The organism is Peptidiphaga sp. (assembly GCF_057238965.1).
Genome location: NZ_DBHHEV010000064.1, coordinates 1 through 15,038, shown reverse-complemented (window position 1 = coordinate 15,038; position 15,038 = coordinate 1). Strand labels below are relative to the sequence as shown.

The 15,038-nt window shown below is 67.0% G+C and carries 13 protein-coding genes; 6 read left to right on the top strand and 7 right to left on the bottom strand.

The window, feature by feature from the left end:
- Positions 1 to 111 precede the first annotated feature (111 nt).
- The 4 genes from ACO48X_RS08190 to ACO48X_RS08175 form a co-directional block, all read right to left on the bottom strand.
- Positions 112 to 852 carry an ABC transporter ATP-binding protein gene (locus ACO48X_RS08190; protein WP_485001594.1) on the bottom strand — a complete coding sequence of 247 codons (741 nt, stop codon included), beginning with the start codon at positions 850 to 852 and terminating at the stop codon, positions 112 to 114.
- Between the two features lie 113 nt (positions 853 to 965).
- A complete protein-coding gene (locus tag ACO48X_RS08185) occupies positions 966 to 3,338 on the bottom strand; it encodes an ABC transporter permease (protein ID WP_485001593.1) in 2,373 nt (790 codons plus the stop codon).
- A gap of 11 nt (positions 3,339 to 3,349) precedes the next feature.
- Complete coding sequence (locus ACO48X_RS08180; protein ID WP_485001592.1) at positions 3,350 to 4,822, bottom strand: MFS transporter; 1,473 nt, start codon at positions 4,820 to 4,822, stop codon at positions 3,350 to 3,352.
- Positions 4,819 to 5,487, bottom strand: coding sequence for a TetR/AcrR family transcriptional regulator (locus tag ACO48X_RS08175; protein WP_485001591.1), 669 nt, complete (start codon positions 5,485 to 5,487; stop codon positions 4,819 to 4,821). Before ACO48X_RS08175 ends, ACO48X_RS08180 begins: the two co-directional genes overlap by 4 nt.
- A 75-nt stretch (positions 5,488 to 5,562) precedes the next feature.
- On the opposite strand from ACO48X_RS08175, the gene ACO48X_RS08170 reads away from it, so the two are divergent.
- Positions 5,563 to 6,528 (top strand): TetR/AcrR family transcriptional regulator, encoded by a 966-nt coding sequence (locus ACO48X_RS08170; protein WP_485001590.1) that lies wholly within the window; start codon positions 5,563 to 5,565, stop codon positions 6,526 to 6,528.
- Between the two features lie 123 nt (positions 6,529 to 6,651).
- Here ACO48X_RS08170 and ACO48X_RS08165 read toward each other — a convergent pair whose 3' ends face one another.
- Together ACO48X_RS08165 and ACO48X_RS08160 are read right to left on the bottom strand one after the other, a co-directional pair.
- Entirely contained in the window at positions 6,652 to 7,260 is a 609-nt protein-coding gene (locus ACO48X_RS08165; RefSeq protein WP_485001589.1) for a TetR/AcrR family transcriptional regulator, read from the bottom strand.
- Positions 7,257 to 8,042, bottom strand: a complete 786-nt coding sequence (locus ACO48X_RS08160; RefSeq protein ID WP_485001588.1) for a DeoR/GlpR family DNA-binding transcription regulator — start codon at positions 8,040 to 8,042, stop codon at positions 7,257 to 7,259. The genes ACO48X_RS08165 and ACO48X_RS08160 overlap by 4 nt, the downstream gene beginning before the upstream one ends.
- Positions 8,043 to 8,422: 380 nt before the next feature.
- Between ACO48X_RS08160 and ACO48X_RS08155 the strand changes: the two genes are divergently transcribed.
- The 4 genes from ACO48X_RS08155 (at position 8,423) to ACO48X_RS08140 (ending at position 13,446) form a co-directional block, all read left to right on the top strand.
- Positions 8,423 to 10,003: an FGGY family carbohydrate kinase gene (locus ACO48X_RS08155; RefSeq protein ID WP_485001587.1), complete on the top strand. Its 1,581-nt coding sequence runs from the start codon at positions 8,423 to 8,425 to the stop codon at positions 10,001 to 10,003.
- Positions 10,000 to 11,235, top strand: coding sequence for a 2-hydroxyacid dehydrogenase (locus tag ACO48X_RS08150; protein ID WP_485001586.1), 1,236 nt, complete (start codon positions 10,000 to 10,002; stop codon positions 11,233 to 11,235). Before ACO48X_RS08155 ends, ACO48X_RS08150 begins: the two co-directional genes overlap by 4 nt.
- Positions 11,236 to 11,241: 6 nt before the next feature.
- Positions 11,242 to 11,889 (top strand): class II aldolase/adducin family protein, encoded by a 648-nt coding sequence (locus ACO48X_RS08145; protein WP_485001585.1) that lies wholly within the window; start codon positions 11,242 to 11,244, stop codon positions 11,887 to 11,889.
- 219 nt (positions 11,890 to 12,108) lie between these two features.
- Entirely contained in the window at positions 12,109 to 13,446 is a 1,338-nt protein-coding gene (locus ACO48X_RS08140) for an alpha-amylase family protein (protein WP_485001584.1), read from the top strand.
- 241 nt (positions 13,447 to 13,687) lie between these two features.
- Here ACO48X_RS08140 and ACO48X_RS08135 read toward each other — a convergent pair whose 3' ends face one another.
- A complete protein-coding gene (locus ACO48X_RS08135; protein ID WP_485001583.1) occupies positions 13,688 to 14,227 on the bottom strand; it encodes a GNAT family N-acetyltransferase in 540 nt (179 codons plus the stop codon).
- A gap of 264 nt (positions 14,228 to 14,491) precedes the next feature.
- On the opposite strand from ACO48X_RS08135, the gene ACO48X_RS08130 reads away from it, so the two are divergent.
- Positions 14,492 to 14,983: a hypothetical protein gene (locus ACO48X_RS08130; protein ID WP_485001582.1), complete on the top strand. Its 492-nt coding sequence runs from the start codon at positions 14,492 to 14,494 to the stop codon at positions 14,981 to 14,983.
- Positions 14,984 to 15,038 lie beyond the last annotated feature (55 nt).

The following is a 15,038-nucleotide window of genomic DNA, read 5'->3' as shown; positions in this document are numbered from 1 at the left end:
ATGCTCTTTCTCAAGGGACGAAGGTTCAAAGCCAACGTCTCCAAGAGCTGCAGTTCGCGGAGTCGGCGGCGGGGTCGGCATCCCGTTTGCGAACGCCTTCCGCCGGCCTTCTCACACCCCGCGGCTGGCCAGAAGCGAGGTCACCCGCGCGGTGCGCTCGGCTGCGGCCTCAGGGCTGTAGCGGCCGAGGGCGACGTCGTCGGTTATCTTCCCGTCCACAAGCACAAGGACCCTGTCCGCCCGCACCGCGACCCTCGGGTCGTGCGTGACGAGAACGACCGTCGTGCCCCGAGCGCGGATCTCCCCCATGATGTCGAGCACCTGCGCCGCCGAGGCGGAGTTGAGCGCGCCGGTCGGCTCGTCGCCGATGACGATCTCGGGGTCGTTGATGAGGGCGCGGCAGATGCTCGCCCGCTGGAGCTGGCCGCCCGAGACCTCGGCGACGTCGCTCGATTCGAGCTCCGATATCCCCATGCTCGCCATCAGCCCGCGAGCGCGGGCCACGATCTCTTCGCGGGGTTTGTCCCCGGCCAGGAATCCCGGCAGCGCGATGTTGTCGAGCAGGCAGAGCGTGCGAAGGAGGTGCGGGTTTTGGAAGACGAATCCGAGGCGGCGCAGGCGCAGCGCCGCAAGGTCCTTCTCCTTCATCCCGGTCAGTTCTTCGCCGTCAGCCTTGACGGTCCCGCCAGTGGGGCGGTCGAGGCCGGAGAGTATGTGAAGAAAGGTCGTCTTTCCCGAGCCCGAGGGGCCCATGATCGCGACGAACGACCCCGCCTCTATCGCCACGTTCAGCCCGTGGAGCACGCGCGAGTCATAGTCCTTCGTTATGTCAATGGCTTCCAAGATCGGCATCGCCGTCTCCTTTCGCAAGTCTTTTGCGTGATTGTTCACTATCTGTTTTGTCGAGTCGTTCGAATTGGTTGAGTTGCTCGAGCTTGCTCGGCCGTTCGAGCGTGATTGGGCGGTCATTCGGCGTCCTCCATTTCTGCGGTCCGCATGCGGCGCAGGGCCAAGAGAACCGCGCCGGCCACCGTCAGGGCGAGAACGCCGGGAAGGGCGATCCATACGAGCCACGGATTCACCACGAGGCTCAGGTTCGGAGCGCCAAGCATCCCGAGAACCGCGCCGACGGCCGCCTCGCCGAGCGTGAGCACCGCCAGCGCCCCCACGGCGATTCCCATGACGAGCACGGCACCGAAGCGAATGAGATACTGGCCGCGCAGGCCGCGCCTGCTCGCGCCGATCGCCAGCTGGGCGGCGATTTGAGGCGTCTCACGTTTGACGACGAGCACGGCGAAGAGCGCCGAGACGAGGAAGGCGAGGACGGCCGAGACGATCCCCGCGAATACGCACACCGTGCGCATCTGCGAGATGGTGGCGCCCAGCGTTTGCGAGATGTATTCCTGAAGCTGCACGACGGTGACCCCGGGAAGCTTTGCCCGCAGGCCCGCCACGGCCTCGGCGGGATCGGCGCTTTCCTTAAAGTCGGCGTAGATCACCTGCTGGGCAGGCTCGCTCGTGTCGCCCGCGACGGTCTCCATCGGCGTTTTGGCCGTTTTGCCGCCGTTGGTGATGTCCTGATAAACGCCGGTCACCCGCAATTTCCGCGAGTCGGCGCTCTGCCCGGACACAGGGGACGAAGGCCCATCGCCCGTCCCTCCCCGGGGAACCGTGAGCGTCACGGCGTCTCCGACGTCGGCCCCGGACTCTTTGGCCTGCCCCGAGGAAAGGGCGATCTCGTTCGCGGCGACGGGCGCCTTCCCTCTCAAGTAGCTCACCGGGAACGTCGTGTGGTCGCCGCTTTCGACCAGCGCCACGGTTCCCTTTCTGCCGGCTGCGGCCATGTCGTACCTATGGACGGTCATCTTGACGGCCCGAGAGACGCCGGGGTCGGCCTTGACCCGCGCGAAGGCCTGGTCGAGGCCGCCGACGCCGCTCTGAGAGGAATCGATCTTCTTCACGTCCATGCGCACGTCGGCGCCGCCGATTCCCAGGTATGTGGAAAAGCCGGGGTTGTCCATCGTGGTGACGACGCACACCGGCATGACCATGACGATCGTGCACACGCTGAGCACGCCGAACAAAAGCGCATAGGCGGGCCGGAAGGCCTCGCGCACGCCCATCCACAGGCACACCGGGACGCGCTTGAAGGACGTCAGCTTGAGGCGGTGGCGCTTGGGGCGGATCTTCCCGCTGACGCCGGTGCGCAGCGCCTGAACGGCCGAAAGCTTGTCGATGCGGCGCAGAATCAGGCGGCAGAAACCGACCATCAGGAGCCCGAGCGCAATCGCCGCGGCGAGCGGGACGGCGACGTCCCACGCCCCTGCGGCGGGCTCTCCGAGGTAGAGAAGCACGGCCTTGTCGAGGGGCGCCGCCAGCGGGAAGGACAGGAGGCAGCCGACCGCCGTCCCCAGCGCCGTCAACGCGAAGTACTTGACCATGTAAAGGCGCTTGATCCCGCGCGGCGGCGCGCCGACCGCCTTGAGCACGCTGATCTGCGGAAGGTCGTCCTCCATCGCCGCGAGGAACGTGTACCTGAGGATGAGGGATGCGACGACAACCAGCAAAACTGCGACGAGCAGCGCCACGCCCACGATCGGAACCGTCGTCACGCCGTTCATCAGCTTGAGGATGGACGTGTCGATCGTGATTCCCTTGCTCGAAAGCCCGCTCGCCTCGAAATCGGAGATGAAAGACGAGGTCGGGGCCCCGGAGGCCAAACGGAATTCCATGAGGTACTCGGGTTCCAAATGCTTGTCGAATTCGGCGAAGTCGCTGGAATGGACGACGAAGCGCTTGGACGTGACCAACGAGGGATTCATCTGCGGGTCGCGGACGAAATCGACCACCTTGAGCTCGCGGCTCTGCGAGCCGTTTTGGACGCGGACGACGTCGCCGACCTTGGCCATGCCCTCGGCCTTGTAATGGACGGGAAGCGCTATCTCCCCCGGCCCCGGGCGCACCGGCTTTCCATTCTGGCCAAGCAAAAGGTCGAAGCGTTCGGGGGCGGTGACGAATGCCGGCTCCAGCACCGAATCGGCCTGGCTCTTGCCCGCGATCGTCAGCTGCCGCACGGGCACGGGCAGGGAGCGCATGAGCTGGTAGTCCTTGACGTCCGAGCGCCCGCCGACCCATTTTGCAACGCCTTTCGCGTCGGGCGTCCCGGCGTACATGTGCACGACATCGGGCGGCGCAGCATCCCTCCACAGGGAGTTGACCGCGGAGCCGGCGCGTATTCCGAGTGCCGCGCTCATGGCGACGAGGGCGACGGCCAGGGACATCAAAACCGTCAGGGCGACAGATTGCGCGACGCTGCGGCGCAGGTCTGCGCGAAGCATGCGGAGCAGCATTAGAAATCCCCCGCATTTCCATTCGATCCGGGTTCTCCGATTCGTCCGGGGCTTCCGGTCAGAACGGGCCCTCCCGTTCGTCCAAGGCCCTTGGTTTCCCCAAGCCTTCCGGTTGACCCGGGGCGTCCGGACGGTTTGAGCGCGGCCTGCGCCGGTGCCGCCGGGCTTTCATTCGGCGAGCCGTCGGCCTTCGAACCGTCTCCCTGTGCGGAGGAATCCTCGGTTCCTCTGACTATGTCCGCACGCTTGGCGTGCACGGCGGCGGCGACGCCGACGAGGGCGATCCCCATGGCCGTCACCAGCAGAGCGGTTCCGCGCCCCTGCCCGGTTCCGAACGCCGTTCCGACCGATCCCGCCAGCGGCCCGTCGGCGCGCAGCAGGGGTTCGAAGACCTTGTCAGCGAGCGGACCGGCGAGGACGAAAGCCGCGACGTATCCGAGTTGGGAGACCATGCCGATCGTCCCCCACGCCCGAGCCTGTTGCTCGTTGGGGATGGACGAGCGGATGATCACCTCGGCCCCCGCATTGCACAGGGCGAGCGAGGCGAAAAGGGCGAAGCCGGCAGCTGCGGCCCACCACGCGACGGGGCGAATCGGCAAAAGCGTCATGGCTGCGCCCGCGCCGAGCATGCCTGCGGCAAGCAGGGCCGCCGGCCGCGCGTTTTTCGCCATGCCGACGACCGCGGCGCCAGCGAACATTCCCACGGAGGCGATCGTTTCGACGGTGCCCTCCGTTCTCGTCCCCACGTACGGCAGGAGAATCGGCTTGAGCAGGGTTTGAAGGAAGCCGATGACGAAGACCGCCATCGTCATGAGGCCGAGCACGATGCGCACGTTTCTCCGCGAAGCCACCGCGCGCCAGCCGGCTATGAGCTGGGCTGCGAACCCCTCTTCCTTCGCTCCCTCGCCCATGTTCCCGGCGGCTTTGCGGACGATGAGGCTGCAGACGACCGTGACCAGGCAGGTGCTCGCATCGACAAGGAGCAGCGCCCGAAGCCCGACGGCGGGAAGCAGGAATCCGGCCAGCAACGGCGAGATGAGGTACTTCGACGAGGCGGCGAGCTGGAGCATCCCCGACGCCCGCACATATTCGTCCGGCCCGACGAAGTCGCTGACGCTCGCGCGCAGCGCGGGCTCGGTGAGGGCCGCAAAGCACGAGGAGGCGACGATGCCGAGGCAAATGAGCTTGATGTCGGGATCGTCGGAAGAGACCGCGGCGACGACGACGAGCAGGCCGCCCACGGAGCCGCCGTCGCCGAGGATCATCATGACCCGCCGGTCGAAGCGGTCCGCCAGCACTCCCGCAATCGGAGCGAACAGGACAATCGGGGCGAAAGAGCACAGCTGGACGAGCATCACCGAGGAGGCCGTCCCGTAGGTTTGGAACATGTAGATCGCCAGGGCGAATGCGCTCAAACCCGTGCCGACGGAGTTGACGAACGCCCCCGCGAAAAGAATCGAGAAGTGCTTCATCGCTCTCGCCCCCTGCCGCTTTGCCTCTTGCCTCCTTGGCTTTCGCCGCTTTGCATCTCGCCGAGTGCGCTCAGAGCCCCCTCGGGGCAGCCGAGCAGGATTTCCGCCGCGCGCATGACCGCCTCGGCGCGTCGGCCGACCTCCGCCGCGTCGCCGCCGAATATTCCGACGTCGAGCAGGAACCCTCCTGCAGTCAGCAGAACCTCGACGGTTCCGAGGGGGTCGTCGGTGGCGAAGACCCCCTCCTCCACGCCCTCGGAGACGACGTCGGCGAGGATCGGGGTCAGCCCCTTGACCATCTCCACAATCGACAGGAGATGGAACTCAGAATTGGCCTGGGTGTGGAATTCCTCGATGAGCTCGGCGGACTGGCCCTCCACCCGAGCCGAAGTCGCAACGGCGCCGAGCTTCTCAAGGACGGACAGATCGCTTGCGGCTATCGCCCTCGCGCGTTCGACCGCCTGGGCGACCGTGCGCCTGACCAAGCCCCTGAGCACCTCCTCCTTGCCGGAAAAATGATGGTAAAGGGTTCCTTTGGCGATGCCGACCGCCTTCAAGATGTCCTCGATCGTCGTCGCCTGATACCCCTTCGTGACGAACAGGGTCTGCGCGGCGTCGAGGATCTCGTCTTTGCGCTGCGCAGCGGGCTTGCTTACCCGAACCATGTCTATTCCTCGCTTTCTGTGCGAACTTTTCTCGCTTCGATCGAAACGACCGACCGTCGGTCTAATCATAAGTCCATGGAGATTCCTTATGTCAAGCGCTCGCATGGAGAATTCACGCAAAAGCCCGCATGGGACGTCACACGGTTTGCCCAAAGGCCGGCCCCGCCGTTGCGGTACTGTGGTTCCATGGCCACGGAGAAGGACAATTCGGACAGCGAGCACGACCTCGCCTCGGCGACGAGGGCGCTCACCGCCGCCCTGAGCAATCTCACCCGCGCGGTGACGAAGGAGACGGGCAAGAACCTCTCGGGCACGCTGCGCAAGACGTCCGAGCAGCTCTCCTCGGCTGCGGCGAAGATCGAGTCGACTGCAGAAGGCATCCGCGACCGCGGCAAGCGGGGCCGGACCAAGGCCGAACGCACCCGCATGGAGATCATCGAGGCGGCGCGGCGCGTCTTCGCCAGGAAGGGATACGAAGGCGCCGCCGTGGCGGACATAGCCGCCGAAGCCGGATTCACAAAGGGCGCCCTCTACGCCAACTTCCCTTCGAAGGAGGCGCTTTTCCTCACGGTTCTGCGCGATCTTGAAAGGCAGCAGGACGAGCTCATCGATGAGTATCGGCAGGCCAACCGGATGCCCGACTTCCTTTGCGCCGGCGACTATTCCGAGACGGAGAGGGAGATCCTCCTCTTCAACATGGAGTCGTGGATCTACGCCGTCCGCCACCCCGAGGCCCGCGAGGAGCTGGGGGCGATGCTGTCCAAGTCAAAGGACGGGGTGGCCGAGCTCATCGCCCGCAGCAAGGGCAGAAGCCAGGCCACGGAGGAGGACGCCGACGCCGCCTACGCGGCCCTCTCCATCAACGTGCTTTCGAGCGTAGTGGGCACGATGCTCGGCTCCGACGAGGTGCGCGCCACCGCCGCCAGACTGTTTTCGCAGATACTCGGAAACGCGGGCGAGGCGCCCCGCGAGGGAGACGGCTCGGCTGCCGACGTCGGCAAAGCGCGCAACGGCGCCGAAGGGCCTGCGGAGGAAGCATAGCCGAAGGGCCTGCGGACGGAGCGTAACTGAGACGCCGCCTCCACAGCAGCCAAAGCACGGCCCGCCCGGCCCGCCTCAGGGCGCGCTGCAGCGCGCCGAACAATTCGCGCTCCGCCGGGCGGATCACACCCGCCAGTCGCCCAGCGCGCCTTCGAGGGCGCCGAGCGCGGCGTCGATCAGGGCGTAGCGGTCTGCCTCCGGGCAGCCGTCGCGCACCCAGGCCAGGCAGGCGCCGTCGAGGAAGCCGAAATACCCGGAAACCGCGTAGGCATGCCGCTTCCAGCCGGAGACGCCCAGCATCTGCGACAGGGCCTCGACGTAGGATTCACGCGCTCGCGCGCGAACTTCGATCGCCTCGGGCGGCTCGCGCCCGCCCAAGAGCGGCGCGGCCCATGCCTCGGGATGGGTGCGGATATGTTCGAGGTAGACCTCCAAGCCGGCGCGAACCCTGTCCCGCACGCTGACCGACGGGCCGAGCAGCTCGACCGCCTCCCTCTGAGCGCGGCCGAGCCTCTCGATCGCCTCGCCGACGACGGCGGCGTACAGCCCCGCCTTCGAGCCGAAATAGTGGAAGATCAACCCCTCGGAGGCCTCGCAGTCCTCGGCGAGCGCCGCCGTCGTCACTTCCGAGCAGGGCGCGGCGGCGAAGGCCCGGCTTGCCGCGGCGAGCATCGCCTTCCGGCGTTCCTGCGTGGACATCCGGCGGCGTCGGGGAGACTGTGCTTGCGTCACACGTCCATCGTATCGCCGTCGACGGGCACGACGACGACCTCCGCGCCCCCGGCCCGCAGCATGTCGACGTGTTCGCCCTTCGTCCGGCCGTCGACGAGAATCGTGTCGAACGCCCTCAGAGGAGCCGTTTTCTGCCAGGCCCGCCGCTCGAACTTCGTGCTGTCGACCAGGAGGACGCGGCGCGAGGACTGCCTGAGCATCGCGCGTTTGAGTTCTACGACGACGTCGACCGGATTGTATACGCCGTCGCCCCACACGGCGGCCTCGGACATGACGCACAGGTCGGCGCGAACGCCCTCGACGAACGAGGTGGCCAAGCTCCCGTAGAACGCGTCCGCCCACGGAAGGTAGCGTCCTCCGATCAGGACGAGCTCAGCCGTCTTCGACTCGGCGAGCGCCCGACCCACGACCATCGAATTCGTGACGACGGTCAGCGGGTAGACCGACTCCAGCTCCGCGACCATGGGGAGGGCCGTGGACGAATCGTCGATCATGAGGACGTCCCCGGGCGAGACGAGGCTCGCCGCCGCCCGGCTCAGGGCCGCTTTTTCGCGCGGCGACTTTGTTCTGCGAATCCCCGGGGGAAGTTCGGCCGTGGAGGAGGCCCTGGGCCGCAGAACCCCCTTCGACCGCTCGATCAGGCCCGCCCCTTCGAGGATCTGAACGTCGCGATAGACCGTCACGACGGAGACCCCCAAGTTCTCCGCGACCTCCTCGATTCGCACCTCCTCGCCGGCGAGGACCTCGTCGACGATGAGCGAACGGCGCCTGTCAGGGGCCACCCTCCCGCGCGGAGCCCCTTCGCCCGAACGGCTCCCGGAACGGCTTTCGGCTTGCCTCTCAGAACGGCTTTCGGTTTGCCTCCCGGCACGGCTTTCGGCTTCCACGTCCGCCTAGCACCTCGCTTTGCCTGTCTGATGCGCGCCTCGTCGGCTCGATGAAAACTTTTCATATTCTACGCAATTTTCAAAAAGAATTCTCAGAAACGTTGACAGACTCATCGTTCGCCGATACGTTGTAGACGTCACGCATAGGCTTCGGTCATTCGCGCTCCAAGGAGGGATGCGCGAAAAGCCGGAGCCGCACAATTCACAGCTTCGGCGCCCGCCGCGGAAACGACGTCGGCAGGCGCCGCCACACAGTTCTCAACGAGGAGAAGCCAATGAACGACGTCGTCATCGGTGTCGACGGCGGAACCACGGCCGTCAAGGCCGTCGCCTTCGACCTGAACGGGCAGATCAAAGCCTCCCATCACGAATCCGTCCCCGTTCGCTACGGCGCCAACGGCGAAAGCGAGCAGGACATGGCGCTGCTGTGGGAGGCGGTCGCCTCCTGCCTGCGCAGCGTCGCCGAGCAGGTGCGGGGATCGCGGATCGTCGGCATCGGGCTGACCGGGCAAGGCGACGGCGCCTGGCTCGTCGACGCCGACGGCGAGCCCGTGCGCCCCGCAGCCAATTGGATGGACGGCCGGGCTGCCAACCGGGTCGACGACTGGAACTTCGACGGCCGCGGCCGCGCGGTGCTCGACGTCACCGGCACAACCGTTTTCGGCGGGCTTTTCCCGGTTCTCTACGAGGAGCTTGCCGCCGCGGAGCCGGAGGCCGTCGCCCGGGCGACGAGCCATCTCAACTGCAAAGACTGGATACGTTTCAAGCTCACCGGCGTTCGCGCCACGGATTTCACCGAAGCGTCCCGAACCTTCCTCGACGTCGCCACGACCTCGGGGTACAACGAACCGCTGGCAGAAAAACTCGGCCTGAGCGAGGCGCTCAAACTCCTTCCGGAGATCCGGCATCCGGCGGGCGAAGCGTCGCCCGTCACGGAAGAGGCCGCCGAGGCCACCGGGATTCCGGCGGGAACGCCCGTCGGGGTGGGGATGATCGACGTCGCCGTGACCGGAATGGGCCTGGGAAGGATCGCCGACGGCGACTCCTGGCTCATCCTCGGAACCACCGGCTTCGTCGGCACGCTCCTCCCGAGCGTCGCCGAGCGCAGATCCGAACTCTCGATGGTCCTGGCGACGGGCGAGGGAACCCAGGTCCTCGAATTCATGGCGCCTATGACCGGCACCCCCAACCTCGACTGGATCCGCTCGACCCTCGGCCTCGAAACGCAGTCGTGGAGCGAAATCGAGAAAATGGCCAGAGCGGCCGGGCCCGGCTCGCACGGGGTCGTCTACCTCCCCTATGCCTCGCCCGGCGGCGAGCGTGCGCCTTTCCTCGACACGAACGCATCCGCGTCATGGCAGGGAATGAGCCTGACGAGCACCCGCGCCGACATCCTGCGGGCGGTCTACGAAGGCGTGGTCTTCTCCCTCGCCGAATGCCTCAACGCGCTGCGCATCACGGGACCCATCGTCGTCTCGGGAGGCGGATTCCGCTCCGACCTCCTGTGCGAGATCCTCGCGGACGTCACCGCGCAGCGAGTCCTGCGACAAGACGCGCCCGAAGCGGGCGCCCGCGGGGCGGCCGTCCTCGCCCTCGTCTCAGCCGGAGCGTTCCCGGACGTGTTCTCGGCTTCCTCGGCTCTTGGCGCGACCCTCGAAACCTTCGACCCGAATCCGGACAACATCCACATCTACTCGGAGGCGCGAGTGGCATTTTACGACGCCCGCGAGGGGGCCCGGCGCTGCTGGCGCACGCTCCGAAAGCTCCGCTCGTCCGCGGGAAAGGCGGGGTCAGAGAACGCCGAGGCGGAAGAGACCGGGGCAGAGAACGTCGAGCCGGGAAAGGCTGAATCGTGAAAGTCCTCCTCGCCTCCGACGGCTTCGTGACCGACGCCGTCCTGCGCACCGCCCTCGCCCGCGCGCTTCCCGACGTCGAAACGGCCTCGATCGCCTCGACGTGGCCCGTCCCTCCCTTCCGAGACATCGGCGACGTCCATGAGGCGGCCGGCGACGAGGACGAGCTGATCAAAGCCCTCGACGGCTGCGACGTCGCCTTCTCCCACACCTTCCCCTTCACGGAGAAGGTCATCGCGGCCTCGCCCTCGCTCGAGCTCGTCACCGTCTGCCGGGGCGGCCCCGTCAACGTCAACATCGAGGCCGCCACTCGGGCCGGGGTGCTCGTCTCCTACACGCCGGGCCGCAACGCGACGGCGACGGCCGAACACACTGTGGGGATGATCCTCGCCAGCCTCAGGCAGATCCCCCAGCGCCACCGGGAGGTCGTCGACGGCCAGTGGCGCTCGGACTATTACATCTTCGACAACGTCGGCGCGGAGATCGGCTCCTCGACTGTCGGCGTCGTCGGATACGGCGCAGTGGGGCGGAGGGTGGCCGCCGTCATGGCCGCCTTCGGCGCGCGCGTGCTCGTCTACGATCCGTGGGCGGACGAGCCGGCCGAGGGGATGACCCGCGTCGATTCCCTCGGCGAGCTGCTCGCCGGCAGCGACGTCGTCACGGTCCACGCGCGCGTCACGGCCGAGAACCGCGGGATGATCGACGCCGACGCGCTCGCGCTCATGCCGGAGGGCTCCGTGCTCGTCAACTGCGCGCGCGGCGAGCTCGTCGACTACGACGCGGTGTGCGACGCCCTCGACTCCGGCCGCCTTTTCGCGGCGGGATTCGACGTGCTGCCTCAGGAGCCGCTTCCGCCGGGCCACAGGCTCCTGAGGACGCCGCGGGTCACGATCACCCCGCATCTGGCGGGCGCCTCGAAGGAGGCCGCGCGCATCGCCGCCCGAATCGGGGCCGAGGACATCGCGGCCTTCGCCGCCGGCCGCCGGCCCCTACACCTGGCCAATCCGGAGGCGCTCGAGGCCCAAGCCCGCCTGTTCCAAGCCGGCGGGGCTCCGTCCGGAACCGTCGCTGCGCCGTCCGGAACCGTCGCTGCACCGTCCGGAACCAGTGGGAAGACGCCAAAGGCCGGCGCGGCTGAGCCGGAGGCAGGCGAGGCATCGCCAAAGGCCGGCGCAGCTGCACCGGAAGCCGACCCCAAAACTGCCAAAGACAACGACCAAGCATTCGGAAAGTAGGCCACCATGCTTCTAGAGAAAGAACGCCGCGAGGTCGTCGAGACCTGCCTGTTCATGCAGAGCAACGGATTGATCGTCGGCACCGCCGGAAACGTCTCGATCCGCGTCGATGACAAGGTCGCGATCTCGCCGTCGGGCGTGCCCTACGAAACGATGACGGCCGAGGACGTGGTTGTCTTTTCGATGGACGGGGAACGCGTGGACGGGATCCTCGAGCCGTCCTCCGAGCTTCCCCTCCATCTGAGCGTCTATCGCGAAACGGCCGCAAAGGCGATCACGCACAACCACGCACCGGCCTCGACGGCTCTGGGGCTGGTGGTCGACGAGATCCCGCCGTCTCACTACTATTCGGCGATGCTCGGCGGGATCATACGGGTAGCCCCGTACGCGGAGTTCGGCACGGATGAGCTCGCGCGAAACGTGACCGACGCCCTGAAGGGCCGCAGCGGGGCGCGGATGAAGAACCACGGCGCCATCACGATCGGGCCTACCGTGAAGAAGGCGGCGGGCCTCCTTCCGATCCTGGAGTACGTCTGCGAAATCCACCTCCGGGCGATGGCGACGGGCGCCCCCATCGCGCTGCTTTCGCCCGAGCAGATGGCCGACGCCAAGGCGGCCATCGCCGACTACGGGAAGCAGCCGAACAAGAAGTGACCGGGCTGTTCTAGGCGTCTGAGGCGGACGCACCGATCCGACGCTCTGCGGCCGAGCCCCCCGCCTTCCGGGCTCGGCCGCTTTTGCGTCCGCGGCGGGTTCGCTTCCATTTGCCGTCGTCGAGGCATATACTCGATTTCGTTATTGAGCGTCACTCAACAAGGGGCTCGGCAGGGCGGTCCGTCCGTCCGAAGCCGCGATGCCGTGAAAGGAATTCGAATGTCTTTGCTCGACGACGCCATCTGGTGGCACGTCTACCCCCTCGGAGCCGCGGGCGCTCCGATCCGCGGCGATCAGGCGCGAGAGGCGGCCGATCCGGGCGAGCATCGGCTTCTGAGGCTGATCCCCTGGCTCGACTACGCGGTGGAGCTCGGATGCTCCGGCGTTCTCCTGGGCCCGATCTTCGAATCGGCCTCCCACGGCTATGACACCCTCGACCACATGGCGATCGACCGGCGCCTGGGCTCCGAGGAGGATTTCGAGGCCTTCATGGCGGCATGCCGCGAGCGCGGACTCAACGTCATGCTCGACGGCGTTTTCAACCACGTCGCGGCCACTCACCCGCGCGCCGAGGAGCTTGCGCTTCGCCAGCCCGACGGCGGCCTGGCGTGCTGGGAGGGGCACAGCGAGCTTCTCACGCTCGACCATTCCAAACCCGCCGTCGTCGATTTCGTCGCTGACATCATGCTTCACTGGCTGCGCAAGGGGATCGCCGGGTGGCGCCTCGACGTCGCCTACGCCGTGCCCCCGCGCTTCTGGGCCGAGACGATCGGCCGCGTGCGCGGCGAGTTCCCAAACGCGCTTTTCCTAGGGGAAGTGATCCACGGAGACTACGCGCAGATCGTCGCCGACGGCCGCCTGGACACGGTCACGCAGTACGAGCTGTGGAAGGCGATCTGGAGTTCGATCAAGGACGTCAACTTTTGGGAGCTGGCCTGGGCCCTCGACCGGCAGGCCGAGCTTTGCAGGGGCTTCGTTCCGCAGACCTTCGTCGGGAATCACGACGTGACCCGCATAGCCTCGCAGATTGGCGAAACGGGGGCCGCGCTGGCGGCTGCCCTGCTTTTCACCCTGCCCGGGATGCCCTCGATTTACTACGGCGACGAACGCGGCGTGCGCGGTGACAAGGGCGAGGGCGTCACGGCCGACGACGGGCTTCGTCCGGCCCTGCCCCCCGAGCCGGGCGAGGGCGACAGGCCGTGGATGTACCGCCTTTACCAGGACCTCATCGGCTTGCGGCGGCGTCACCCGTGGATCGCCCGCGGCGAGGCCGCCGTGCTGGCCAAGGACAACTCCTGGATCGAATACGAGGTGCGGCCGAGCGGCGAGGGAGGGCGCGAGGGCCAGCCGAACAGCGGCCGGGACGGCGCGGGCCACGCAAACGACAGCCACGCGAACGGCGTCCTAACAAACGGCGGCCACGCGAACGCGGGCGACGCGCTGCGGGTGCGAATCGACCTGACGCCTAGCGCCGTCGCGCGGATCACGGATGCGGCAGGCAACGAGCTGTTCGCCTGGCGCGGGCCCGAGGGCGGGCTTTCGGCCGACGCGCCCTGATCCAAAATCGCGAGCGGGAGCGGCGGCCCGAGGGGCGACGTGTCGCGACCCGAGAGAGAATACGGCAGCCCGCCTTGCCCGGTCCCGCGGGCTCGGGCAAGGCGGATGCGAACAATTTGTGCGCGAGACCCCGACTTCGGCGATCCCGCGGGCTCGGGAAAGGCGGATGCGAACAATTTGTGCGCGAGACGCCGACTTCGGCGATCCCGCGGGCTCGGGGCTCGAACCGTTGACCCGCCGCTCACCGCACAGTGAAGCCGTGCCTCTCATAGATTCTGCGCGCAGCGGCGTTCTCGCTCTCTACGCGCAGGCCGACCTCGCGGCCGCCGACCGCTGCCAGCGCGGTGCCGACGAGCGCGTCTGCGATACCCCGTCCGCGCTTGTCGGGGGCAACGAAAAGATCGACGATGAAGGTCAGATCTTCGACGTCATCCCACGGCGGATTGTCGGTCACCAGAATGGCGCCGACCGGCTCCCCGCCCTCCTCTGCGACCAGGCACGCATCGGGGACCCACGCACCGTACTCGCCGGTGCTCGTGGCTTCGACGTCGGCGACGGCCTCTTCGCACGTCCCGACCTCGCCGTCGGGATATGAACGAAAGTACAGGCGCCCAATCCTCTCGATCGATTCGGAATCTCGCGAAATCGGGCGGATGCCGACGCCTTCCGCGCGCTCCGGCGGTTCGGCGCGCAGGCGATCTTCTTCCAGCAAACCGGTGCGCCCACCGAGCCTTGCCGGGCGGAGGCAGAGTACCGCCGGGCGGACGAGGGTAAGCTGCATCGCACTCCTTTCCAAGGCGTTTGTTCTCCAGATTTTAGCCGGCAGGCCGAGGCTGCAAGCTCTAAACGGCTCCGCCTAAACAACATATCTTTTTACATTCAACCATTGACCCCTTAGGGAGCTCTGACTTAAACCCACAGTATCAATGAGGTCGCGCACGGGGACGGCAAACGTCTCTGCCTGATCGCCTTTACACGGCTAACAAGAATCCAGATCGCCGCGAGGAGAACGAGGAGCATCGCCGCGGCGGCGAGGAAGAAGTCATTGGCGGCACCGCTGTTTCTGTTTACGGGAGCTTCGGCTGCCACGCTCTTCTCAATTCCCGCGGCCGCCGCGGTCCTTTCAAACGTTCCGAGCGTATCGTCCCCCTACACGGTAAAGTTCGCGGCTCTCGTGCTGGATGGCGGGATCTCGGGAGACGTTTTCGTATTGCTCTCAAGCCCACCCCAATGCATCAGCGGTCAGGCCGCCGAGCTTTTCGTCATATTCATAACCGGCTGGGCGCTGCTGGCTTTGATTCCCTGCGCGTACGCCACGGCGACCGCCGCGCTTGCCCGCCAGACCGCCGTCGCATCCTCGATCGCGTCCGTGACAGTCAACGCGTTGGCACTTGCCTGTACGCTTCCCACTGCCTTCGTTGTGCTCTCGCGGTACGGAGCCGACGCATTCGCTGTCGCATTCCCTGTGCCCGTCTCTTTCGCGACAGCTCTGGTCGGCGCAGGCGCAGACTTGAGGAAGAAGATCAAGGCCATTTGAACGCAAACAGCGGCTGAAAGCCGATAGGCTGGGCGTGGACCTGGCGACGCACACC